24 protein-coding genes are annotated in these 24,997 nt (G+C 40.9%); 11 read left to right on the forward strand and 13 right to left on the reverse strand.

Annotation, left to right across the window (positions count from 1 at the left end; genetic code table 11):
* Positions 1-150 precede the first annotated feature (150 nt).
* The 7 genes from thyX to AB5123_RS05890 are packed head-to-tail and all read left to right on the forward strand — an operon-like array spanning position 151 to position 6,278.
* Entirely contained in the window at positions 151-924 is a 774-nt protein-coding gene (gene thyX / locus AB5123_RS05860; protein WP_038673278.1) for an FAD-dependent thymidylate synthase, read from the forward strand.
* A complete protein-coding gene (locus AB5123_RS05865; protein ID WP_337812396.1) occupies positions 914-1,582 on the forward strand; it encodes a thymidylate kinase in 669 nt (222 codons plus the stop codon). Before thyX ends, AB5123_RS05865 begins: the two co-directional genes overlap by 11 nt.
* Positions 1,583-1,592: 10 nt before the next feature.
* Positions 1,593-2,498, forward strand: a complete 906-nt coding sequence (locus AB5123_RS05870) for a phosphatidylglycerol lysyltransferase domain-containing protein (RefSeq protein ID WP_337812397.1) — start codon at positions 1,593-1,595, stop codon at positions 2,496-2,498.
* Between the two features lie 19 nt (positions 2,499-2,517).
* Complete coding sequence (locus AB5123_RS05875) at positions 2,518-3,060, forward strand: DJ-1 family glyoxalase III (protein ID WP_337812398.1); 543 nt, start codon at positions 2,518-2,520, stop codon at positions 3,058-3,060.
* The gene (locus AB5123_RS05880) at positions 3,057-3,632 is read left to right on the forward strand and encodes a 5-formyltetrahydrofolate cyclo-ligase (RefSeq protein ID WP_278946463.1); all 576 of its coding nucleotides are present in this window, start codon (positions 3,057-3,059) and stop codon (positions 3,630-3,632) included. Before AB5123_RS05875 ends, AB5123_RS05880 begins: the two co-directional genes overlap by 4 nt.
* Before the next feature lie 3 nt (positions 3,633-3,635).
* A complete protein-coding gene (gene mltG, locus AB5123_RS05885; protein ID WP_368364609.1) occupies positions 3,636-5,036 on the forward strand; it encodes an endolytic transglycosylase MltG in 1,401 nt (466 codons plus the stop codon).
* Positions 5,037-5,054: 18 nt separating this feature from the next.
* The gene (locus AB5123_RS05890; RefSeq protein ID WP_181981574.1) at positions 5,055-6,278 is read left to right on the forward strand and encodes a U32 family peptidase; all 1,224 of its coding nucleotides are present in this window, start codon (positions 5,055-5,057) and stop codon (positions 6,276-6,278) included.
* Between the two features lie 38 nt (positions 6,279-6,316).
* Here the strand turns inward: AB5123_RS05890 and AB5123_RS05895 are convergent, their stop codons facing one another.
* Positions 6,317-7,297 (reverse strand): tyrosine-type recombinase/integrase, encoded by a 981-nt coding sequence (locus AB5123_RS05895; protein ID WP_038671994.1) that lies wholly within the window; start codon positions 7,295-7,297, stop codon positions 6,317-6,319.
* 513 nt (positions 7,298-7,810) lie between these two features.
* Here AB5123_RS05895 and AB5123_RS05900 point away from each other — a divergent pair.
* Positions 7,811-8,485 (forward strand): uracil-DNA glycosylase, encoded by a 675-nt coding sequence (locus AB5123_RS05900; RefSeq protein WP_022286908.1) that lies wholly within the window; start codon positions 7,811-7,813, stop codon positions 8,483-8,485.
* A gap of 44 nt (positions 8,486-8,529) precedes the next feature.
* On the opposite strand, the gene AB5123_RS05905 is transcribed toward AB5123_RS05900, so the two are convergent.
* The 4 genes from AB5123_RS05905 to AB5123_RS05920 all read right to left on the reverse strand — a co-directional run bounded on the left by AB5123_RS05905 (position 8,530) and on the right by AB5123_RS05920 (position 13,239).
* Positions 8,530-10,836, reverse strand: a complete 2,307-nt coding sequence (locus AB5123_RS05905; protein ID WP_347512428.1) for a hypothetical protein — start codon at positions 10,834-10,836, stop codon at positions 8,530-8,532.
* A gap of 20 nt (positions 10,837-10,856) precedes the next feature.
* Complete coding sequence (rlmB, locus tag AB5123_RS05910; protein ID WP_368364610.1) at positions 10,857-11,630, reverse strand: 23S rRNA (guanosine(2251)-2'-O)-methyltransferase RlmB; 774 nt, start codon at positions 11,628-11,630, stop codon at positions 10,857-10,859.
* Between the two features lie 132 nt (positions 11,631-11,762).
* Entirely contained in the window at positions 11,763-12,023 is a 261-nt protein-coding gene (locus tag AB5123_RS05915) for a hypothetical protein (RefSeq protein ID WP_117863813.1), read from the reverse strand.
* A 532-nt stretch (positions 12,024-12,555) separates the two neighbouring features.
* A complete protein-coding gene (locus AB5123_RS05920; protein WP_117923641.1) occupies positions 12,556-13,239 on the reverse strand; it encodes a DUF6062 family protein in 684 nt (227 codons plus the stop codon).
* Between the two features lie 128 nt (positions 13,240-13,367).
* Here AB5123_RS05920 and AB5123_RS05925 point away from each other — a divergent pair, with 128 nt between their 5' ends.
* Positions 13,368-14,171 carry a DNA-3-methyladenine glycosylase gene (locus tag AB5123_RS05925; RefSeq protein ID WP_051706598.1) on the forward strand — a complete coding sequence of 268 codons (804 nt, stop codon included), beginning with the start codon at positions 13,368-13,370 and terminating at the stop codon, positions 14,169-14,171.
* 47 nt (positions 14,172-14,218) lie between these two features.
* Here the strand turns inward: AB5123_RS05925 and argS are convergent, their stop codons facing one another.
* The 6 genes from argS to AB5123_RS05955 form a co-directional block, all read right to left on the reverse strand.
* Complete coding sequence (gene argS, locus AB5123_RS05930) at positions 14,219-15,907, reverse strand: arginine--tRNA ligase (protein ID WP_368364611.1); 1,689 nt, start codon at positions 15,905-15,907, stop codon at positions 14,219-14,221.
* Between the two features lie 27 nt (positions 15,908-15,934).
* The gene (locus AB5123_RS05935) at positions 15,935-16,372 is read right to left on the reverse strand and encodes a DUF1934 domain-containing protein (protein ID WP_022286901.1); all 438 of its coding nucleotides are present in this window, start codon (positions 16,370-16,372) and stop codon (positions 15,935-15,937) included.
* Between the two features lie 15 nt (positions 16,373-16,387).
* Entirely contained in the window at positions 16,388-17,197 is an 810-nt protein-coding gene (murI, locus tag AB5123_RS05940; protein ID WP_022286900.1) for a glutamate racemase, read from the reverse strand.
* Positions 17,190-18,272 (reverse strand): D-alanine--D-alanine ligase family protein, encoded by a 1,083-nt coding sequence (locus tag AB5123_RS05945; RefSeq protein ID WP_117863808.1) that lies wholly within the window; start codon positions 18,270-18,272, stop codon positions 17,190-17,192. Before AB5123_RS05945 ends, murI begins: the two co-directional genes overlap by 8 nt.
* 126 nt (positions 18,273-18,398) lie before the next feature.
* Positions 18,399-19,172 carry a phosphoribosylformimino-5-aminoimidazole carboxamide ribotide isomerase gene (gene hisA / locus AB5123_RS05950; RefSeq protein WP_347503850.1) on the reverse strand — a complete coding sequence of 258 codons (774 nt, stop codon included), beginning with the start codon at positions 19,170-19,172 and terminating at the stop codon, positions 18,399-18,401.
* A gap of 9 nt (positions 19,173-19,181) precedes the next feature.
* Complete coding sequence (locus AB5123_RS05955; RefSeq protein WP_368364612.1) at positions 19,182-20,168, reverse strand: transglutaminase domain-containing protein; 987 nt, start codon at positions 20,166-20,168, stop codon at positions 19,182-19,184.
* A 235-nt stretch (positions 20,169-20,403) separates the two neighbouring features.
* On the opposite strand from AB5123_RS05955, the gene AB5123_RS05960 reads away from it, so the two are divergent.
* Together AB5123_RS05960 and AB5123_RS05965 are read left to right on the forward strand one after the other, a co-directional pair.
* Positions 20,404-22,344 (forward strand): aconitate hydratase, encoded by a 1,941-nt coding sequence (locus tag AB5123_RS05960; RefSeq protein WP_117891981.1) that lies wholly within the window; start codon positions 20,404-20,406, stop codon positions 22,342-22,344.
* Between the two features lie 208 nt (positions 22,345-22,552).
* The gene (locus AB5123_RS05965; RefSeq protein ID WP_117923651.1) at positions 22,553-23,764 is read left to right on the forward strand and encodes an NADP-dependent isocitrate dehydrogenase; all 1,212 of its coding nucleotides are present in this window, start codon (positions 22,553-22,555) and stop codon (positions 23,762-23,764) included.
* A 55-nt stretch (positions 23,765-23,819) separates the two neighbouring features.
* On the opposite strand, the gene AB5123_RS05970 is transcribed toward AB5123_RS05965, so the two are convergent.
* Complete coding sequence (locus AB5123_RS05970) at positions 23,820-24,386, reverse strand: chromate transporter (protein ID WP_117923653.1); 567 nt, start codon at positions 24,384-24,386, stop codon at positions 23,820-23,822.
* On the reverse strand, positions 24,383-24,967 hold the full coding sequence (locus AB5123_RS05975; RefSeq protein WP_337811921.1) for a chromate transporter: 585 nt from the start codon (positions 24,965-24,967) through the stop codon (positions 24,383-24,385). The genes AB5123_RS05970 and AB5123_RS05975 overlap by 4 nt, the downstream gene beginning before the upstream one ends.
* Between the last annotated feature and the right edge of the window lie 30 nt (positions 24,968-24,997).

Raw genomic sequence — 24,997 nt, forward strand, 5'->3', positions numbered from 1 at the left:
GCGTTCTAAATTATTTCATTTTACATAAGTTGATTGTTAAATGCTTGTTAACATCAACACGGAAGTTGAAATAGCCATTTAAAATAAAATGTTGACTTGTAGGCTTTTTAATGGTATAATATAAAAAATATGTGGAAAGGATCATATATGATGAGAGTTGAGCTTATTACCCATACACCTGAGCCTGAAAAGGTGGTTGCTACTGCTGCAAAACTTTGCTATTCAAGCAGTGATATCGCCTCGCTTAGAGAGGGCCTTACGGAAGAAAAAACAAAGAGCTTTATTGAAAGGCTCGTATCTATTGGTCACGAAAGCCCTATGGAACACGTTTCTTTTACTTTTGGCATAGAGGGGATATCCCGTGCCTGCTCTCATCAGTTGGTAAGACACAGAATTGCGTCTTATTCTCAAAAAAGCCAGCGTTATGTAAATGAAAGCGGCTTTGAGTTTATCACGCCACCATCAATAGAGGCTGTGCCAGAAGCAAAGGCTGAATTTGACAAGCAAATGGATCAGCTCCTTGAGTGTTATAATAAGATTGCTGACATACTTACCAAAACTCATGAGAAGGCATTTTTAGAGCAGGGTATGTCTGAAAAAGACGCACTTAACAAGGCTAAGAAAAAAGCCTATGAGGACGCAAGATTTGTTCTTCCAAACGCTTGTGAAACAAAGATAGTTGTGACAATGAACGTCAGAACACTGTTTAATTTCTTCCAGCATAGATGCTGTAACAGAGCACAATGGGAGATAAAGGCTGTGGCTGATGAAATGCTCAGACTTTGCAAGCAGGCCGCTCCTGAGCTTTTCAAGAACGCAGGTCCGTCATGTGTAATGAAAGGCAAGTGTCCAGAGGGCGCAATGAGCTGTGGAAAAATGGCTGAAGTAAAGAAAATTTACGGAGAAATGAATAATGTTGAGTAGATCTGGACTTATAGTTCTTGAGGGACTTGATGGAAGTGGAAAATCAACTCAGTTTGAAAGGCTTTCTGCTTATTTCAGTGAAAATGACATAAAGCATAAGGCTATAAGCTTTCCTGACTATGATAATCCGTCGTCTGCGTTGGTAAAAATGTATCTTAATGGTGAGATAGGCAAAACGCCTGCTGACGTAAATGCCTACGCAGCTTCAAGCTTTTACGCTGTTGACAGATACGCTTGCTACAAACAATTTTGGGAGCATGACTATAAAGAGGGAAGTCTTGTACTTGCAGCGAGATATGTTACGTCAAACTGCATTTATCAGATGACAAAACTGCCGAAAGAGCAGTGGGAAGATTTTATAGGCTGGCTTGAAGATTACGAGTATGATAAGCTTGGGCTTCCAAGACCTGACAAGGTGATATTCTTGGATATGCCAATAGAGATATCTCAAAAGCTGATGTCGGGAAGATACGGCGGAGATGAAAGCAAAAAGGATATCCATGAAGCAAATGTGGAGTATCTGAAAAAATGCCGTGAAGCCGCTTTGTTTACCGCAGAGAAACAGGGTTGGGATATTATTCCTTGCAGCGACGGCAGCGAGCCTTATACAAAAGATAAGATTTTCGGAGATGTTCTGGGGTTAATCAATAGAAAGTAATGTGTGTTTAATGTTTGATTTCAGAAAAATAAGTTTTGAGGACAAAGAATGGATAACCAAGTGTCTTGCAGTATCAGATTTCAGAGGAGCAGAATATTGCTTTGCAAATAATATGGCGTGGCAAAGACTTAATGACACTGTAATAACACATCATGGTGATTTTTATATAAGCTGTTCCTTTGAGGACGGTCAGCCGTATTTTACATTTCCTGCGGGCGTTAAAATAGACGTTGAGGGCAAAGAAAAATATATCAGGCTTTTTGATGAACTTAAAGAATATGTTTCCGCCCAGGGAAAACCGCTTATCGTATCTTCTGTAACAGATGATAACCTAAGCTGGATAAAAGAATATTATGGTGATAAAATCATCTGCGAGTATGATAGGGACAGTTCAGACTATATTTACAATGCTTCCGACCTTATCGAGCTTAAAGGCAAAAAGTATCACGGCAAACGTAACCACATAAAGCGTTTCATGGACGAGCCTTGGGAATACAGAGTGCTTACTGATAAGGAAATAGACAGCTGTATTGAATTTTCGGCTGAGTTTTATAATAAGAATGACAACGCTGACGATCCTTCGGCGGTGGTTGAGCAATATGCTATTGATCTTTTTCTTACGAATATGGATAGGCTCGGACTTAAAGGCGCTGTACTTTACAGAAATGATAAAATGACAGGCTTTACGGTTGGTGAACAAATAAATTCGGATACCTTTGTGGTGCATATAGAAAAAGCACTCGCTGACGTTCAGGGTGCATATCCTATGCTGTGTAGTCAGTTTGCATCGCATAACGCAAAGGGTCTCAGCTTCATCAACAGGGAAGAGGATCTAGGAATAGAGGGCCTTAGAAAGTCAAAACTTTCTTATAATCCTGCTTTTCTTTTGAATAAAAATGTAATTACTTTCAGATGATCGAAAGGAGTCATTTGTTATGGTTTATGTATTTCTTGCCAATGGTTTTGAGGAAATGGAGGCTCTTGCCCCTGTGGATCTGCTCAGACGAGCAGGCGTTGAAGTTTTTACTGTAGGTGTAGGCTCTGATATGATAGTCAGCTCACACAACATTCCTGTCAAGACCGATACAACAGTGGATAAGATAGTTCTTAATGACGAGCTCGAAATGATAGTTCTCCCAGGTGGTATGCCGGGTACTTTAAATCTTGAAGCAAGCCCTGATGTGCTTGGTGCAGTTGATTACTGTGCTGATAATAACAGATACATTGCCGCAATATGTGCCGCTCCGTCCATAATCGGTCATAAAGGTCTTCTTGACGGCAGATATGCAACTTGTTTTCCAGGCTATGAGAAAGATCTTAAAGGTGCGATACATTCTGCCAGACTTGTGGCTGTTGACGGTGTGTTCATCACTGCAAAGGGCGCAGGCTGCAGCATGAAGTTTGCACTCAAGCTTGTAGAGCTTCTTGTTTCAAAAGAAAAGGCAGAAGCCCTTGAATCAGGTATGCAGAGCAAATGACAGATAAAAAAGCTTTAAGAAAGCATTTCAAAGAGATACGTCTTAGTATGTCTGCGGAAGAAAGAAAACAGGCAGATGTAGCTGTTCAGCAAGCTTTCCTTGACAGCGAGGAGTATAAAAGCTGCACAACTGTGCTTGCATATGTTTCCTCTGATATTGAAGTGTCTACGGCGGAGATAGTAAGAAAGGCGCTAAAGAGCAAGATAGTGCTATGCCCGAGATGTGAAAAAAACGGCAATATTATGTATTTTTACAGAATAAACAGCACCTATGATCTCAAAAAGGGTAGGTTTGGCATTTTTGAGCCTGATGAACGTTGTGAGAAATACTGCGTTTTTGACAATGCCTTGTGTATCGTGCCTGCGCTTTCGTATGATAAAGACGGATACAGGCTTGGCTTTGGTATGGGCTTTTATGACAGATTTTTGGCTGATTATAATGGTATGAAGCTAGGTTTATGTTATGATAACTGTATGTCAGAAAGTTTTTGTCATGACGGCTATGATATCTCTGTAGACAAGGTATTTACTGATAAGGATATGTATACTATAAACACAAAGGAAAGGAAGTAAATAATGGACGATCTGAATTTTAATGTTGACGATATAATAAATGATGTCAACGCAAAGATAAAGTCTGCCGAGAAAAATGAAGCGGACGAAGAAAGCGTTGAAGCAGAGCCTATCGCTGACACTGAGAACAGTTCCGAAGCCTGTGAACAGGCAGATAATACTGACGAGAAACCACAGGAAACTCCAGAAGCGACCGATGACAAGCCTGAACCTATCCTAGCTTTTCACGAGGACAAGTCAGAGGAAGACAAAAGCGAAGAAGACGAGGATAAAGAGCCTGAGAAGCCCGAAAAGCAAGAAAAAAAGCCAAAAAGCAGCAAGAAGAAAAAGAAAAAAAGAAAGAAAAGCAAGGTGAATAATTCGGTGTTTGGCGGAATTATACTTGTTATAGTAATTCTTACAGTCTCTTTAGTGCTTGCAGTGGGCGGCATTTCTATTGGCATGGAGTATTATGGTATCGGAAAAACTGACGAGGATATCAAATTTAATATCCCTGCAGGCTCAACAAACAGTGAGATAGCTGATATACTTGTAAATGAGGGAGTTATAAAGAACAAAAAGCTGTTTATGCTTGCTTTGAAATTTGAAAAGCCTGCAGCTATATATCCTGGTGATATCACACTTCAGCCATCAAGCGGATATTCTGAAATAATCGAAAAACTTTCACAAATGAGAGAGTCATACAAGACTGTAAGCATTACATTCACAGAGGGAGAAAATCTTCTTGACATAGCTAAAAAGCTTGAAGATAATGAGGTCTGCACTGCTGACGACTTCCTGTTTGAATTCAATAAAAATCAAGGCTTTGACTTTGAAAATGATGTTGATGATAACGGCGATATGTTCTATCGCATGGAAGGCTATTTCTATCCTGATACATATGAGTTTTATGTGAATGACAGTGCAGGAAACGTTACCAAGAAGCTTAGAGAGCAGTTTGAAAAGAAATACGAAACTGTCAAAGCTAAGATCAAAAATTCCGGTATGTCACTTAACGAAGTTATGACCCTTGCTTCTATCGTTCAGCTTGAAGCCGCTTCTGAGGACGAAATGCCAAAGGTAGCTTCGGTATTTCTGAACAGACTTGACGACCCTGACACCTATCCTATGCTCCAGTCTGATACAACAACAAATTATATTAAGAATGTTATAAAAACCGAGGCTGACAACACAGCTTCTATCGAGCATTATACCGAGTGTTATGATACCTATAAGTGCAAGGGCTTGCCGGCAGGACCAATATGCAACCCTGGTATGGCTGCAATAAACGCTGTTCTTGAGCCTAAGAAGACTGATTACTATTACTTCTGTAATAATCTTAAGACGGGCGAAACATTCTATGCAAAGACACTTGACGAGCATGAGGAAAATCTTGTTAAGGCTGGACTTGCAAAGAAAAAGTAATAAAGGATTGAATTTTTAATGACTGAAAATAATTTGCTTGAAGTTCTTGCTCCTGTGGGAGATATGGAACGTCTGTATGCGGCGCTGGATTTTGGTGCTGATGCAGTTTATCTTGGAGGTACGGCTTTCGGAATGAGAGCCGCCTCTGCAAGCTTTGACGCTGAACTTCTGAAAAAAGCCTGTGACGAGGCTCACAGCAGGGGTAAGCGTGTGTATCTGACCTGCAATACGCTTCCTCATAATGACGAGATAGTGCATTTAGAGCAGTTTGTGAATGACGCTCTTGCGGCAGGCGTTGACGCTATGATAGCCAACGATATCGGTGTTTTCTCACTGATAAAAAAATATGCACCTGATATGGAGATCCATGTTTCCACACAGGCTGGTATAGTAAATTATGTTACTGCAAATGAATTTTATAACATGGGTGCTAAGAGGGTAGTGCTTGCAAGAGAGCTTTCTCTCGAGGAGATCGCCGAAATAAGAGCAAAGACCCCTAAAGATCTTGAAATTGAGTGCTTTGTACATGGTGCAATGTGCGTAAGTTTTTCAGGCAGATGTTTGCTTTCCCAGTACCTTGTAAACCGTGACGCAAATCGTGGCGAGTGCGCACAGCCTTGTCGCTGGGGATATCACCTTATGGAAGAAAAGCGCACCAATGAGTTTTATCCTGTTTTTGAGGACGAAAAAGGAACTTATATCCTCAACGCCAAGGATATGTGTATGCTCAACCACATTGATAAGCTTGCAGAGGCAGGCGTGAACAGCTTTAAGATCGAGGGCAGGGCTAAATCTTCGTATTATGTGTCCGTTATCACAAATGCCTACAGAAAGGCTATGGATATCTATAAGTCTGATCCTGAGCATTTTGAGTTGCCACAGTGGCTTAAGGATGAAGTTTTCAAGGTAAGCCACAGAGCATACTGCACAGGATTTTTCTTTGGACACCCAAAGGAGAGCCAGTATTACGAAAACGGCGGGTATATTCGTGAATATGATGTTGTGGCTGTGGTTGACGGTTGTAGCGGTGGAAGAATATACTGTACTCAAAAAAACAAATTCAACAAGGGCGACGAGATTGAAGTGCTTTCACCTGTTGGTAGCCCTGTGAAGTTCACCGTGGAGGAAATGTTTGATGAATACGACAACTCCATAGATACTGCAAATCATGCAGCTATGAAGATGTCGATAAGATCAGATCTGACGTTCCCAGAACATTCTATAATTCGTATGAAAAAATAGCAAAAAAGCCATGTGATTTTCCTCACATGGCTTTTTGTTTACTTCTTTTTCTTTTCAATTTCTTCAGACAATGGATTCGACTCCATGGCCTTTTTGATGTTTTCATCAGATAAATGTGTGTATATCTCAGTGGTCGCAATGCTTTTGTGACCGAGTATATCTTTCAGTACAAGAGTATCTACACCGCCGTGTTGGTACATTAGGGTTGCGGCTGTATGCCTGAGCTTGTGGGTGGTAATACCCAAATTGCTAAGTCCTGCACGCTGGAGCTGTTCATCTACTATTTGTTGAACACGTCGCTTGTTTATCCTTGTTTTGTTAGCCGACAAAAAAATGGCAGTTTGTTCCACGTGGGGGCGGGTAGTGTCAATATACTCATCAAGTGCAGAAACACAAGCGTCGTTAAGGTAAATAATGCGCTCCTTGCGGCCTTTGCCGAGGACACGCAGAGTTCTGTTATCTCGGCTGTAATCGCTTAAATTCAAGCCCACAAGCTCGCTCAGACGCATACCGCAGTTAAGGAACAGAGTAATGATACAATAATCACGCACCTGGTTTTTAGAGTCGATATTACGCAGAAGCTCAAGGCTTTGTTCAAGGGACAGATATTTAGGCAAGGCTTGATTTATATGTGGCAATTCAAGATCATCAAGCGGATTGTTTGAAATGAGCTTGGCTTTTTGGCAAAGATAAACATAGAATTGTTTCAAAGCTGAACATTTTCTCGCACGGGTTTTTGTGGAATTATTGCGCTCATCTTTGAGATACTTTAAATAAACATAAGCATCGTTTAGTGAAAAGCATTCGAGCCATTCTATTGGCGTTTCTTTTATTTTTATTTTATTGAAAGGCGTTTCGGCTGGAACTGCATGGTGTTTGACATTAAGATATCGCAGAAATGTTCGGATATCAATAAAATAAGCTTCTTCAGTGCGGTCAGAACGGTCTTTGACAACCTTCATGTTAGTTAGAAAATCGTCAAGATAATATGGGCAATCATCTACATATGCTTGTTTCATTTATATCTATTCTCCTTATTTATCACTTCTCTAAGTTTCACTAAATTTTTATTTAGTGAAACTTTCTGTACACGCTGTGCGAGGGGCTGTTTGTGGCTCTTTTATGCTTTGTCGGCTCTCTCCGTTGTGCACTGCTTTAAGTATACACCCTACTTTGTGGGCTGTCAAGCTATACTACATTTGCGGTAATCCCTTGACAACAAAATTTATTATATCATATAAAGCAAGGCGAGGTTAAAACCTTGCTCATATGATATTTTTTTGTGTATAGAAGTGGCTTACTTACGAACCTTTGTGAGCCACTTCATTATTTTTGAACAAATTATTTTATAAATTTCCTCCAAACAGTTGATTTTACAGCGAAAATATGATAAAATCATAGTAGTATATTTTATGAAAGGAACGATAGTTAATGAACGACAAGAAACCTATGGTCATGAGAATACTCGTTCTCGCTTTGGTTGCCGCACTTATACTCGGTCTGATCGTCGGAACTGTCATTAGTGCTGTATAATGGTGCATATCGGAAATAGCTGGGACGATATTCTGGCTGATGAGTTTAAAAAGGAATATTATTTGAAACTCCGTGAATTTTTGAAATACGAATATTCACACTTCACTGTTTATCCTGATATGCATGATATCTTCAATTCATTGAAGTACACGCCTTATGAAAACGTCAAGGCTGTTATCATTGGACAGGATCCTTACCATGGTCCGGGACAGGCTCATGGTCTTTGTTTTTCCGTTAAAGCTGGTGTTAATCCACCACCTTCTTTGCAGAATATTTTTAAAGAACTTAATGCTGATCTTGGTATCTCTATCCCTAATAATGGCGAGCTTACCGATTGGGCTAAGCAGGGCGTGCTGATGATGAACACTGTTCTTACTGTTCGTCAGGGTCAGCCTAATTCTCATAAGGGTAAAGGCTGGGAGCAGCTTACTGACGCTGTAATAAAAAAGCTTAATGAGCGTAATGTGCCTACTGCATTTATCCTTTGGGGTGGCAATGCTAAGGCTAAGGCACCACTTATAACGAACCCTATTCATGCAGTATTCAAGGCGGCTCATCCATCTCCATTGTCTGCGTATAATGGTTTTTTCGGATGCAGGCATTTTTCTAAGGTTAACGATTTCCTTGTAAGCAACAATATTCAGCCAATAGATTGGACAATAAGCAATAAGTAAAAAAATAACCTCGGTTTGTATCATTACAGACCGAGGTTTTATTTTTATAGTTTTTTGATGTGCTGTATAAGCAACGCTACTCCCATTACAATGAGGTTGTAGACGATAACTAGCGTTGGAGTAAGCTGAACAAATGAACCTGCCAGCATCATTATAAGGGCTATGAGCGCCGCAAGTATCGTTGCACCATACATCACTGACGCACCAAGTTCTGCGGTAAATTTGAGCCTTTTTGCGCCTATCACAAGCATTGCAAATGACGGAAAATGTCCGCTGCAAAGCATTGATGAAGCCTGACGTGGAACGTACTCGGTTTCGCTTTCGTAATCCTTGTGATATCTGAAGCTGAGAAGCTTAACGCTGTCGCTTTCAATATCAAAGAGATCAGAGAGAAAACGCTGTGAAAGAAAGCCGTCAACTGTTCTTATTACTGTTGTGATACCTTCAAGTTCAAGCTCCTGAAGCCAACGTGTAACGGACAGATTAGGCGATACCTGAATAACGAACATTGCTGCTGTTATTCCAGAAATAGAAAGATAGACAGCAACATTCCCATTTGTATACTCCTTCTCTTTTGCTTCTGACGGCAGACCATCAATAGAGTGGTTTTCCATAAGCTCTCTTGTACCAAGAAGTACACGTTTGTTTTCTATCCAGCCCGATAGTCCAAGACCGTCCTCATAAATGTAGCTTTCAACAGGATAAAGCAACTCAGTCTTGCCTCTGAGCATTTTGTAGAATGTAGACTTAAGAACACTTCCCGATTGACAGCTAAGGCTTGCCGCCATTAAAATGCAGTCTTCAATAGAAATAGCTGAGAGTAGCTTAAGGTTTGCAAGCTCAATGCTTCCTTTAGGGAAAAGCTGTTCAGCGTCAACAAGAAGTGAATTTGTGTCAGCAAATTCATCAACAGAAGAATATCCCAGCATTACCGCTGAATACTGCAAATACTTCTTTGTAGCTCTTGCCAAAGGTACATTTACTATAAGCATTACCGCAAACGAAGAACACATGGTAACAGTGCCTGAGAAAGCCGCAAGTGCTATAAACAAACGTTCTTTCATGTTTGACGCACCCTTATCAAATATAAGTGACAAAAGTGCTATAACAACGCCTGCAATGAGGATATAAGGACTTATTTTCTTTGAATACTCATCTGAGATATCAGAAGTGTAGCTGTTCTTCATAAAATCGTCCACAAACTCGGTTTTGCGCATAGCTGCTATCTTTGGCTCTGCAACAGCACCTCTTGTGAAGTTTTCTGCTATTTCCTCATCTTCAACGGATGTAACTGCATATCTCTCAAAATCTCCTGCAACGTACCTAAAATTACGCTCAGTACGTTTTACCACCATAAGTTTTCCAAGAGTATTGAATATCAGACCCACGATTGCAACTGATATGTAAACATGGTAAACATTGTCACGAATAGACTCAGGGTCAAATAGATTTATTATTCCTGCAATGACTGTAATAAAAATACCTATCGCTGCTATTGTATCATTATCTGCCTCTTTTTTAAATAGGCTTTTTATTCCTGCAAGAAGCACGTTATAGCACACCGCTATAGAAATAAGACCCAAAATAGTGTTTGCAAACAGATATGCCGCAGGGGTTATAGTTCTGTCAAATGTCTTTATAAGAGGCAGTTCCAGGTCATTTGCAACCGTTATGAATGTGCTGAAAATGCCCGTAAACAGAAGTACACAAAGCCTTAGAACAAGGTTGCTCTTCACATGACGGATAGAGCCAAAGACCTTTTCGGCGTCATCAAACTTCTTAAACTCCGTCTGCCCTGCCTTGTCTTTATCGTTTGTATCATCACTGTCAGGCTCGCTTTCCTGCTCGTTAGTTTTAAGAACAAAGCTGTCAACTTTCTTCTTTCTGTGCTGTGACAATATAGAGGATTTTTCCTCATAGGTGGCGTCATCAGGGATAAGTGCCTTGTCAAACTCCTCTGTTTTCGGGATTATTTTTCCCGTCAGTCCCATTTTGATATCTTTAAGGCTTGCCCTGTTCACAGGCGGAATGCTCTGCTTTGCAGCCTTGCCTTTTTTATGTTTGGTGAGATTATTTATAAGTGCAGCATTTTCCTCGTTACGTTTTTTTTCGTTCGTATGATCTGACGCCAATTCATCATCAAAATCTGTTGCTTTTATTGGATCATAGCCGTCACTATCTATATCGCTGATATCATTATCTTTTTCAATACTCTCATCAATATTAGTATCTTCATTAGTATCTTCATTTAAAATTTCATCGTTTTCCTGTGACTCATCAGTTTTTAAATCGTTTTCAACTTTTTCGCTGTATTCTGAAATTATATCGTCTATTGAGAATTTATCAGCCAAAGCTTTAACCTCCCTGTTCCTTATAGATTTCTCTGTCTTACGGCTTCATACATAAAAATGCCCGCCGCAACGGAAGCATTCAAAGAATTGACTTTGCCTGCCATAGGCAAACTAAGCAAAAAATCACATTTATCTTTTATTAAACGTCCCATGCCAAAGCCCTCAGAGCCGACTATCAGCCCTATAGGACCAGTTAGCTTAACTTCAGTATAGCTCTGTCCCTCGCCGTCAGTTCCGTATATCCACACACCGTTTTCTTTAAGCATATCAATAGTTGCTGCAAGATTTGAAACTCTTGCAACAGGCAACCAGCTTGCTGCACCTGCGGACGTTTTGAAAACAGTTGCGTTCAATGATGCACTTCTTCTCTTTGGAATGATAACGCCGTGAGCACCTGCCGCCTCAGCCGTTCTGATTATTGCACCAAGATTGTGCGGATCTTCTATCTCATCGCAAATGATAATGAAAGGATCCTCTCCCTTTTCATTTGCGATGCTGAGAATATCCTCCGGAGACACATACTCCGCACACGCACCCATAGCAATAACACCCTGATGTGAAGCTCCTCTGCTCATATTGTTGAGTTTTGTTTCGGTAACACGCTTGACATTTATGCCTTTTTCCTTTGCAAGTCTACAAATAAGTGTTATAGAGCCTTTAGCCTCAGGGTTAATACAGATAGTGTCGATCAGCTTATTTGCTTTTAAAGCCTCAATAACAGGGTTTCTGCCAATTATAAGCTGCAGTTCATTTTCTTCGTCTAAATTATTCTTTTTATCTTGATAATTACTCATTGAATTTTCCTTTTCAAAAAAATATACTACTCGTAATTATACCACAAAAAAAACATAATGCCAATAGTAAACAGGCTTTTTATATAGACTTTCGACGATTTACACAAATTTTATCAATGATATTTATGCTTATCACATACACAATGCGATAAGCAGCAGAACAAGCATTGCCACACCCATTATAGTTGATATCACAGCCGCAAAGTTGAATTTTCTGTTTGTCGAAAACATTTTGTCCCCCGTTATCGCACTTGCGATATCAACAGCATTTTTTCTTAAAATATCAGGGTGTAGATGATTTTTATTTGCGTTTACAAATAATAGAATCTTATCAAAACATTCATTTTCTGTACACTTTATTTCGATGATTTGTTTATTAATTCCTTTAAGCATGACAGTCAACTCCTCTGAATACCAATTACTTGATTATATTACTGATTGTTGGCATTTAAAAAGTGCAATATTCAACATTTCAACGCAAAAATGTTGAATATGAAAAGTTTTCAACATTCGTAGGGGCATTTTCTGTTGAAAACCATGTTGAAAACGTTGAAAACTCATGGTTTTATCGGTATTTGCAGGCTGTTGAAAACTTCATATTACAACGAAAATCGACCATTCAAGCGAAAAAACGCTAACTTTTGGGAACAAATACACACGAGAATGTTACGAATATATTAACATACAAACTTGTCTGTTGAAGGTTATTTGTTAGCAGTGGAATGACCGCGCTCTACATAATTTTTGAATTTGTTTGAGAATAAATTTACAATGCTAGATCCATAGTACAAAAAAATGACCCGATCAAAGAACAATGACCTATTAAATGATATAATCTGATCTTCTGTACATATAATTGTACTTTTACAATCTTCTGCATAAAATCTAAGCTGTAACCATTGTAACGAAAAGTAACGAAAATTTCTTATCTTGTGGTAAGAAATTTTATAGCTCGCTCTATGGAGTCTTTTGAGTTTCCCCAATCGGCATTTGCTCCTGTGTTACGGTAGTCATACATCTTGCAGTAGTGTGATACGTCCGCTTCAAGAGTGTCAAGATATTTGCTTGTCAGCTCGCCGCAAGCGTCAATAAACTGCTTCTGATATTTCTTATCCATATTTTCAGTACACATAGACACTAAAAGGTCATAGTGAGGCAGGCAAAGCATTTCCTGCTGAGCAAAAAGATCTCTGAAATCACGCTGTTGAACATACATCTCAAACAGCGTAACGAGTATCCTTGACATTCCCCAATCCACCTTGCTGCATACAAAACATTCGTTATTTACTGCGCTGACTTTCTTTTGCTTTGCTGTCTTGCCCTCGAACATTTTCTTTCGTGTGAAAATATGCTTTTGCATATCCTGCAAATGTGATTGAAGCATAAGCGCAAGTGACAGTCTATTTTTGCAGGCTCTCATCTGTTCAAAATGTGTTTTGCAGAAACCGAGCTTATTGGTCTCCATACGCACGTCTGGCTCCATCATAGCCGCTCCCATTATGTACTCAACAGTTCTCTGCTCCAACGTATCACGCAGGCGGCATATTGGACAGCCGCATTTCGGCTCAAATATATCTGTGACAGGTATTGTCAGAATGCTTTCTCTCATATGATCTATCCTTTCTTAGATATGTTTATTTTATCCGCTTGAAAAATACTAATATTTATAGTATAATATTTTTTGTAGAATTTTGCAAGTAGATTCGATGATTTTATGATAAATAGGAGCTGAATTTTATGGATTATACACAAAGCGGCAGTGACATTTTGCTGAAACAGCCTGATTTTGGACTAGATGACACACTTGATTGCGGACAGGCTTTTCGCTGGGAGAAGATAGATAAAAAAACTTACAGCGGAGCTTTCCTTAACAACAAACTTACCATAAGCGAGGAACCCGAAAACGGCGTGTTTAGGCTTCATGACACTACTGTGCAGAACTTTGAAAACATTTGGATCGATTATTTTGACCTGAATACTGATTATGGGGAGCTTAAACGCCGCTTCTCTGAGAACGAAACTCTGTCAAAAGCCTGCTCATTTGCAGGCGGCATAAGAATACTCAGGCAGGACAGTTGGGAGGCGTTATCTTCCTTTATAATAAGTCAGAATAACAATATCCCAAGGATAAAGGGTATTATAGGACGTCTGTGTGAGCATTATAGCGGCTACCCTTCTGCTGAAGATATGGCAGATGAAACTATAGACAGCCTTGCGTATCTGCGTTCAGGGTTCAGAGCAAAATATCTTGTTGACGCCATTGAAAAGGTTTTGAGCGGTGAGATAGACTACCAAAAGATAAAAGAAATGCCCCTTGACGATGCACGAAACGAGCTTATGAAGATCAAGGGCGTTGGTCCGAAAGTTGCTGATTGTACACTGCTTTTCGGCTTTTACAAAACGGACGCTTTCCCAAAAGACGTGTGGGTGAAGCGAGTGCTTGCACAGTGGTATCCGAACGGACTTCCCTCTTGTGTGAAGGGTGTTGAGGGCATTGCACAGCAATATCTATTCCACTACATAAGAAATACCCAGAAATAACAAAAGACCCGACCGTGGAGTTTTCCACGGTCGGGTCTGATATTTTATTACATAGACTCTGGGCGAGTTATCTTGAGCATATCAAGAATATTCTTTATTACCTGCTTAACTGCAAGTGAAAGTGAAAGTCTTGCCTGCATAACGCTCTCGTCTTCTCCCATGATACGGCAGTTGTTATAGAACTTGTGATACATTGTAGCAAGGTCTATAACATACTTTGTTACCTTAGCTGGGTCATAAGCCTTTGCAGCCTCGTTTATAACGTTTGGCAGAGTAGCAAGGTGTTTTATCATCTCCTGCTCCTCAGGCGCTGTGAGGACGCTGAGAGCCGCCTTGTCGAGGCTCTTAACTTCAATGCCCTCTTCGTTCATCTTTTTAAGGACAGAGCAAATTCTTGCGTGTGCATACTGTACATAGTAAACTGGATTCTGGCTTGTCTGAGATACAGCAAGGTCAAGGTCAAAATCAAAATGAGAATTAGGCTCACGGAGATTGAAGAAAAATCTTGCTGCGTCTATCGGTATTTCGTCAAGAAGAGTTGACAGAGTGATAGCTTTGCCTGAACGCTTGGAAAGCTTATACTTTTCACCATTACGGACGAGGTTTACCATTTGCATGATAACAATGTCAAGTCTGTCAGCGTCAACGCCAAGTGCTGTCATAGAAGCTTTAATACGAGCTATATATCCGTGGTGGTCCGCACCGAAAATATCTACAGCCTTATCGAACTTTCTTACTGCAAGCTTGTTGTAGTGATATGCTATATCAGGTACAAGATATGTTGGCACACCGTTTTCACGAACGAGAACTCTATCCTTTTCGTCACCGAACTCTGTTGTTTTAAACCAAAGGGCACCGTCTTTTTCATAGGTATGACCGCTTGCTTTGAGCTGTTCGATAACTCGCTGAACTGAGCCGTCCTTATGAAGTGTGCTCTCGTTGAACCACTTGTCATACTGTATTCTATATTTGCCAAGATCATCGTGAAGCTTCTGAATGTTCTTTGGCAGAGCAAAATCGCAAAGTGCCTGACGGCGTTCTTCACTGTCAGCGTTCACATACTTGTCGCCGTATATCTCATTGAATGCGTTTGCATGGTCAATTATGTCCTGACCCTGATAAGCGTCCTCAGGAAGTTCAGTTTCAGGCTTGTATATCTGAAGATATCTAACTTCGAGTGAAGTCTTGAACTTCTCTATCTGATTGCCTGCGTCATTGATATAGAACTCTCTTGCTACCTCATAGCCTGCCTTTTCAAGAACAGACGCAAGACAATCGCCTATAGCTCCGCCTCTTGCGTTGCCTATGTGCATAGGACCTGTTGGATTTGCAGAAACAAATTCCACAAGAACGCTCTTCCCTGCGCCAAGGTCAGTTTCACCGTATTTCTCTTTCTGCTCCAAAACAGTGGCAACTACAGTTGCATACCATTCAGTAGAATAGAAAAAGTTTATGAACCCAGGACCTGCCACTTCACATCTTGCGAAGTATGAGCCGTTAAGGTCTATCTTTGATACGATAGCTTCTGCTATTTTTCTTGGATTGTTTCTGAAAGGTCTTGCACATACCATTGCGGCATTAGTGGAAACGTCACCGTTTTTTGAGTCGGCAGGTATCTCCGTATTAAATGCAGGAACAGGCTCTGCTGGAAAGGTTCCGTCTGCAACAAGCTCGCCCATAGCCTTCATTACAAGCTCCTTAGCCTGAATAAATGCGTCGCTTATGAGATTAGTCATATTATTTTTCCGTCCTTCCAAATATAATTATGCGACAACATTTGCCGCTTTTACTTCTATAGCTATCTCAAAATCACCGATATAGCTTGAATTGACATCTAAAACATAGTGAAAGAAAAGCATTCCACCGTTTTCGTCAAGATCTGATCTTATGGTTTTAGCGGTTATGCCTATCATAAAATCACCGTATGGAGTGCCATAAACGCAATGCTGCTTTTCGCCTATATCAACAACAAGATTCGCTTCAACCGTTCCGGTTCTGTTCATAGTCACCTTGCGGCAGCCTTCGGTTTCTAGCGTTGTAACGCTTCCTTCAAATCCTGTTGCCTCAGACTCCTCATACGATATGCGATATCCTTTTTCGGTTGCTTCATAAAGTCCTGCTGAGATAAGCTCTGTTTCTTCTTTTGTATTACCGTCGCTTTGACGGCTAACAAGTTTTATTGATACTTCCTTGCTGGTCAAATAAAATCCTCCAGTTTACAGCTTTAGGCTGCATTTTGATATTTGTGCATTGATATTGTTTCCGAGAAAGCGTTCAACATTCTCAGAAAACAGCTCAACGCTGTCGGTACAGTAAAGCTCAAGGCTCTCACGCTCTTCTCTTTCAGCCGTATCATCGCTGTATGAAAGGGAGTTGAGTGCATATTTCGCAAGCTCCGCACCTGATGAAACAAGTGTTACGCCCTCGCCCATTATATCTGAAATTAGTTCAGTGAGGTGTGGATAGTGAGTACAGCCGAGAATAAGCGTATCAACGTCTTCTTTTTTCATTATTTCAAGATACTCCTGTGCGATATACCTTGCAGGCACACAATCAGGGGCAGTATAGCCATTCTCTACCAGTGGCACGAACATAGGACAAGCCTTGCCGACCACCTTGATGTTAGGGTTAATGCTTCTTATAGCTTTGCCGTAAATGCCGCTCTTTATGGTCGCACTTGTGGCTATAACGCCTATCCTGTTATTCTTTGTAGCAGAGCAGGCAGCCTTTACAGCAGGCTCAACAACTCCGCTTATGGAGATATCTGACTTTATATCCATTGCAGGCAATACAGAAGAAACTGTACCGCAAGCAACGAGTATCATTTTAACGTTATGCTGTTTAAGAAACTCTATATCCTGTCTGGCATAGCTCATTATAGTCTCTCTGCTTTTTGAGCCGTATGGCACTCTTGCCGTGTCGCCAAGATAAACGATATTTTCATTTGGCAGAAGCTTTATAAGCTCTTTCACACAGGTAAGCCCGCCAACTCCTGAGTCGAAAACTCCAATGGCGGCGTTATTCATAATCAACCTCCGCCTTATCAAGTGCCAGCTTGATAAGCTTATCTTCCTGCTGTGCAGGGGTCATTCCCTCGTACTGCATAAGCTGTGGATACATACTTATAGGCGTGTGACCTGGGAGAGTATTTATCTCGTTAAGAATAACAGTGCCGTCTTTCATAAGGAAGAAGTCTACTCTTGAAAGTCCGCTGCAGCCCATTGCTCTGTATGCCTTGACAGCCGTCTTTCTTATTTCTTCAATGCTTTCCTCGCTCATTCTTGCAGGGATAAGCGTTTTGGAAGCGGCGTCATTATATTTTGCGTCAAAATCGTAAAACTCGTCATTTGCGGAGCATACTTCACCGACAGTTGATGCAAAAGGCTCGTCATTGCCCATTACCGCACACTCGCACTCCATACCAACTATAGTTTCTTCTACAATGACCTTGCTGTCATGAGCAAATGCAAGCTTGATAGCAGCTTTAAGCTCGTCTCTGTTTTTAGCTTTTGAAACGCCCACAGAAGAACCGCAGTTTGCAGGCTTGACAAACATTGGATAGCCAAGCTTGCTTTCCATTTCGTCACACTTTTTGTCAAGATGTGAAAGCTCTGAGGTTATAATGCCTACCCACTTTGCTGTCTTTATGCCGTTTGCGTCAAGAACAGTGTGTGTAAGTCCCTTATCCATGCAGTTTGCAGAGGATATGCAGTCACAGCCTACAAATGGTATCTCAGCAAGCTGAAAAAGTCCCTGAATAGTGCCGTCTTCACCGTTCTTTCCGTGAAGGACTGGGAAAATAACGTCAACTTTTACATTCTGATATTCGCCGTTTTCGCCAAGAGCGATAAAGCCCTTGTGAAGAGGGTCAGGGCTGAGAACGCATGGAACATTATCAGGGTGCTGTTCCCATTTGTTTGACGCAATATCGTCAACATCTCCTATATATTTCATCCAGTGACCTTTTTTTGTTATTCCGATACAAATAACATCATATTTGTCCTTTGGTATACTCTTTATAACGTGAGTTGCAGAAACAACAGATACGTCGTGCTCGTTTGATTTTCCGCCGAAAATAACGGCAACTCGGATCTTAGACATAAAAATTCGTCCTTTCTGAATTAGTATCATAATATTATAACATATTTCCGCTAAAATTGCAAATCTTTTTGTGCCAAAATATACGCAAAACTGCCTTGAATATTGTGTTTATTGCATAAGGCAGGACTATTTGCCGTAGGCAGCGACTTTTTCAAAGTTCATATTTCCACCAAAAATGTCAAGGGCAGAGCCAATAGTGAAGTCTATCTTCCCTTTTCCAAGTTCTTTCAGGTTATCGAGATCCTCAAATGATGAAATTCCTCCGGCATAGGTCGATGGAATGGTGCAGTATTCTCCCATTATCTTTGCTATCTGCGGCTCAATGCCCTTTGCTTTGCCCTCTGTGTCAACAGCATGGATAAGAAATTCATCACAATATTTTGAGAACATTTCTAAGGTCTGGCTGTTCATTTCAATATCGGTGAATTTCTGCCAACGGTCGGTCACAACGTAATACTTCCCGTCCCTTTTGCGGCAGGAAAGGTCAAGAACAAGTCTGCTTTTGCCAACGGACTTCACCAGTCTGTTCAGATTATCGAAATTAACAACACCGTTTTTGAAAACAAAGCTCGTCACGATAACGTGACTTGCGCCCTTTTCAAGAAATTGTGCGGCGTTTTCATCATTTATTCCGCCGCCTATCTGCAATCCGCCCTCAAATGCGGATAATGCACTGTAGGCTTGTTCGAGGTCTGCGTTGTAAAATTCGCTGCCGACAGGGTTCAGTATAATAATATGTCCCCCCGTCAGTCCGTATGACTTATAAAGCTTGCCATAATAAGCTCCGTCATATTCTGAAACGAAGTTATCCACAGCATAATTATTTTTGTCAGAAAGGCTTCCGCCCACTATCTGTTTTACATTACCGTTATGGATATCTATGCAAGGTCTGAATTTCATTGCTCTCTCCTATCTGAATTTTCTCATGTACATCACCAAAACTATATCATTTCCGTTTTTAACGCGTTGACAGTATACTTGATGATCTGTATGCTTTTCGCAGAAGCTGTCAAAAACTTTGCTAAGCCCTTTGATATTTTCCTCATTGAAGTTCGTGTCTATCTGGTCAGTTTCACTGAATTGAAAATCGCTCATATCTGACGTTACCGCCACGCTGTCCTGCATATTATCCAAAGCCTTTTCCATAAGACTCTCTATCTCATTTACTGAGTTTATATGCGTAACTGTCTGCGTAATATAGCTGAACTTTGTACTATCTGTATCAGGAAGCTCTGTATCGTCCCAGACGTGTTTTGTTTTCATGTATTCTTTTGAGACGTTAAAATACTTGTGCCTTACTGGTCTATCCGTAAAGTCAGGGATAGGGTCGTCCCAGCAGGCATCAACATAATACCAGCTTTCTCCTATTTGAACTATGTTCCATGAGTGATCGTCGCCCTCAAAATCTGTGGCGTATATGGTCTTGCAGGGTATTTCCAGCATATCCATAAAAAGCTGAAACGTTGTGGAATAGCCTGAGCATATTGCTTTTCCGTTTATAAGACAGCCATATGGATTATCAGAGTTTGGCAGGCCAATACCAAGCGCATTGAGATGTGCTTCGTCATAGCTTGAACAGCCGACTATATAATCATGTACCGCAAGCTCTTTTTCGTAATCGTTCATGTCAAGGGTAATAAGTTTTTCAATGGCTGAAACGGCTTTGTTGTATATTTCAAGCTGTTTATCATCAAGATTTGCTGTATTGCCTGAGAGATAAGCCTGAGATATAGGCGTGCTGTCATAGTAGGAATTTGTGCTGTCGCTGTCAGCACTTGATGACGTAGTCACGGCAGAGGAATTATCCACAACTGTTGTGGGCTTTTGTGACTCTGTACAGCCTGTCAGACATAGTATCACCGCCGATAATAATATCAAAACAGTTTTTGCTTTCATGCTTTTCACCGCCTTGTTTTCTCTGATAACACAACTATTATATAATATACGCTTTGCCGTGTCAAGTAAGGATATCGTAAGAAATGAAAATTTATACAGTAAATTGACGTATACCATGCAAAAATATGCACTAAAACGCTATAAAATCAAGCAAATGTTTATATTTACCTTGACAAAAATCGCAATTTGTTATAAAATATTAATATCAGTTATTTTTGAAAGGATTGTTGTTACAATGGGACTTACTTTAACAGAAAAAATACTTAAAGCACATCTTGTTGACGGCGAATTTGTTAAGGGTCAGGAGATCGGTATCCGTATCGACCAGACACTTACTCAGGACGCAACAGGTACAATGGCTTATCTTGAATATGAGGCAATGGGCGTTCCTCGTGTCAGAACGGAAAAGTCTGTAGCTTATATCGACCACAACACGCTTCAGTCAGGCTTTGAGAATGCCGACGACCACAGATTTATCGGTTCTGTCTGCAAGAAGCACGGCATTTATTTTTCACGTCCCGGAAACGGTATCTGTCATCAGGTACATCTTGAGCGTTTCGGTATACCAGGTAAGACCCTTATAGGCTCTGACAGCCACACTCCAACAGGCGGTGGTATCGGAATGATCGCTATAGGTGCAGGTGGACTTGATGTTGCAGTTGCAATGGGTGGTGGAGCTTATTACATCACATATCCTAAGATAGTAAAGGTAAATCTCACAGGCAAGCTTTCTCCATGGGTATCAGCTAAGGACGTTATCCTTGAAGTTCTAAGAAGAATGTCTGTAAAGGGCGGCGTAGGCAAAGTTATAGAATACTGCGGCGAGGGCGTAAAGACACTTACAGTCCCTGAGAGAGCAACTATCACAAATATGGGTGCTGAGCTTGGTGCAACTACATCTATCTTCCCTTCTGACGAAACAACACTTGCATTTCTGAAGGCTCAGGACAGAGCTGACGTATGGAGCGAACTAAAGGCTGATGATGACGCTGTTTATGACGAACAGATAGACATCGATCTTTCACAGCTCATACCACTGGCTGCCTGTCCTCATTCTCCTGACAACGTTAAGAGCGTAAATGAGATCGGAAAGCTTAAGATAGATCAGGTTTGTATCGGCTCATGCACAAACTCTTCTTATGTTGACATGATGAAAGTAGCTCACATTCTTAAGGGCAAGACAGTTGACCCTAGCGTTTCACTTGCGATCGCTCCAGGCTCAAAGCAGGTACTTAACATGATCGCTGAGAACGGCGCACTTGCTGATATGATAGCAGCAGGCGCAAGAATACTTGAATCCGCTTGCGGCCCATGTATCGGTATGGGTCAGTCACCTAACTCAAAGGGTGTTTCACTTAGAACATTCAACAGAAACTTCGAGGGACGTTCAGGCACAAAGGATGGTCAGATCTATCTGGTATCACCTGAAATGGCTGCTGTTTCAGCTCTCACAGGCTACCTCACTGACCCAAGAACACTTGGAGATATGCCTGAGTTCAAGCTTCCTGAACATTTCAAGATAAACGACAATATGGTTGTTCCGCCAGCTGACGAGGCTGATATGGACAGCGTTGAGGTTCTTAGAGGACCAAATATCAAGCCTTTCCCACAGACTTCACCGCTTGATGACAGCATTGATTGTCAGGTATCACTTAAGGTGGGTGACAACATCACAACCGACCACATCATGCCTGCCGGTGCGAAGATACTTCCATTGCGTTCAAATATCCCTGCTATATCACAGCATTGCTTTACAGTATGTGATGAGGACTTCCCAAGACGTGCAAAGAACATGGGCAAGTCAATAATCGTTGGCGGATCAAACTATGGTCAGGGCTCATCAAGAGAGCACGCAGCACTTGCTCCTCTCTATCTTGGCATAAAGGCTGTTCTTGTTAAGAGCTTTGCAAGAATACACAGAGCTAATCTTATCAACGCAGGTATCCTTCCGCTCACATTTGTAAATGAAGCTGACTATGACAAGATAAATCAGGGCGATGAGATCGTTCTTGCTGACGTTCGTGCAGACGTTGAGGCTGATATGTCTAAGCTTACTGTTGTGAATAAGACAACAGGTGTTGAGATACCAGTTCTCTGCGAGCTTACAGGCAGAACAAAGGATATTATCCTTGCAGGTGGTCTGCTTGACTACACAAGAGAACAGCTCTCAAAATAATAAAGTCTGATATGGAGGTCCCTATGGGATTTTCTCGAAACTTTTCGGCACAAAGGACAGCACTCTCAAAGGTGCTTGCATATGTATGATAGATATTGACAGCGACAGCTATGAGCTTATTATTGCAAGTCTTGACGTTTACAAAAAGATATCTGCGATAGCTAAAAACAACGGATATTCCATTATTACTTTATAGGAGGTCTTACCAATGGCAAAAATTCAGATGAAAACACCGCTCGTTGAAATGGACGGCGACGAAATGACCAGAATTATCTGGCAGGATATAAAGGATATTCTTCTTACTCCATATATTGACCTTAAAACAGAATACTATGATCTTGGTCTTGTTCATAGAAATGAGACCGACGATCAGGTAACTGTTGATTCTGCAAATGCTACAAAGAAATACGGCGTTGCTGTTAAGTGTGCAACTATCACACCTAACGCTGCGAGAATGCCTGAATACAACCTCAAGGAAATGTGGAAATCCCCTAACGGCACTATCAGAGCTATCCTTGACGGAACTGTTTTCAGAACTCCTATCCTTGTTAAGGGTATCACTCCTTACATTCCTACATGGACAAAGCCTATCACTATCGCTCGTCACGCATACGGCGACGTTTATAAGAACGTTGAAATGAAGTGCCCTGCTGGCTCAAAGGCAGAGCTTGTTTGCACTGACAAGGACGGCAAGGAAACTAGAGAAACAATTTACAACTTTGAGTGCGACGGAATCATTCAGGGTCAGCACAACAAGTCAACTTCTATCGCTTCATTCGCAAGAGCTTGCTTTAATTTTGCACTTGATAAGAAGCAGGATGTTTGGTTTGCTACAAAGGATACTATTTCAAAGAAGTATGACCACACATTCAAGGATATTTTTCAGGAGATATACGATAACGAGTACAAGGCTAAATTTGAAGCGGCTGGTATCGAGTATTTCTATACTCTTATCGACGACGCTGTTGCAAGAGTTATTCGCTCAAATGGCGGTTATATCTGGGCCTGCAAGAACTATGACGGTGACGTAATGTCTGACATGGTAGCTACAGCGTATGGCTCACTGGCTATGATGACTTCTGTCCTTGTTTCACCTGACGGAATTTATGAGTACGAAGCTGCACATGGCACTGTTCAGAGACACTATTACAGGCACCTCAAGGGCGAAGAAACCTCTACAAACTCAGTTGCCACACTGTTCGCATGGACAGGCGCTCTGAGAAAAAGAGGCGAACTCGATAACCTGCCTGAGCTTATGAACTTTGCTGATTGTCTTGAAAAGGCAACTATCGAAACTATTGAAGACGGTGTTATGACAGGTGATCTTTATCTGCTTTCTACACTTGAAAATAAGAAGAAAGTAAATACAGTGGACTTCCTTAAGGCTGTTGACGAGAGACTTAAAAAGTTTCTGGGTTAATTTTCATATCACAAATATTAAAAGCTGTAGCACTTTGCGGTGTTACAGCTTTTTTTTAATAGAATATTATGCCGAGAAAGGCGGAGCTTACGATAATTGTGATCGGTGAAAGCTTGAATTTCTTCAGTTTCAAAATAAGCACATCTGCCAAGGCTATGAGCAGGAATATTATCAACGCTTTATAGTCAAAAGCAGGCTTTGAATTTATGGTGGTGATATTTAGCAGTGAAGATAAAGCCATTGTAATGCCAGTGGCGAGTATCATAGCAACAACGCAAGGACGAATGCCTGAAAGCATTGCTTTTACCCCTGAGTATTTCAGCAAATCCTTCATGATCGAAGCTATGATAAATATTATCACGAACGAAGGCAACACAACGCCAAGGGTGGCTATCAATCCGCCTGCGAAGCCTGCCTGCGATGAGCCTACGAAGGTCGCCATGTTCACTGCAAGTGGTCCAGGGGTGGACTCAGATACGGCAATAAAGTTCACAAATTCGTCCTCACTGAGCCAGCCAAAGGTAAGAACTTTTTCACGGATAATGGATATCATTCCATATCCTCCACCGAATGACACTGCGCCTATTTCAAGAAAAATGAGAAAAAGTTTGAGATATATCATTTTATTGTACTTCCCTTTCTGAGGGTTTTAATCAGATACACGGCAATGCCCACAGCGCCACTTATGATAATATAAAATACAGATGAAAACTTCACAGAAAAAAGTGTGAAAAGTATCATCATTATGAAAACTCCAAGAATTATAATTTTGTCAAGCAATGTGTTATCAAGTGCTTTCAACATTCTTAGTCCTGCAGTAAGTATGAGATATATTACGCCCACCTGAATGCCACGGAATCCAGCGTAGACTACTTTTAAAGACAGAAATTTGTCAAAGAAAAGTGATATTATGTAGATTATAAAAAACGACGGTATGCACACACCGACAGTTGCCGCAATAGCACCCAGCACACCGCCTATTTTGTAGCCGATATATGTAGCACTGTTTACAGCAGTTGGTCCGGGGGTGGACTCTGATATAGCTGTCATATCGAGAAATTCTTTTTTATCAAGCCAATTTTTGCGCACACAAAATTCTGTTTCAAGCAAGGCTATCATTGCATATCCTCCGCCAAAGGTAAAAACGCCTATCTTAAGAAAGGTCAGAAACAATGTTTTTATATTTGAATTGTCATTTTTCAAAAAAACTCACCTCTTTGTATATTATAACGA

It is taken from the genome of Ruminococcus sp. RTP21204st1_B2_RTP21204_210225 (assembly GCF_040914135.1).
GTDB lineage: Bacteria > Bacillota > Clostridia > Oscillospirales > Ruminococcaceae > Hominimerdicola > Hominimerdicola aceti.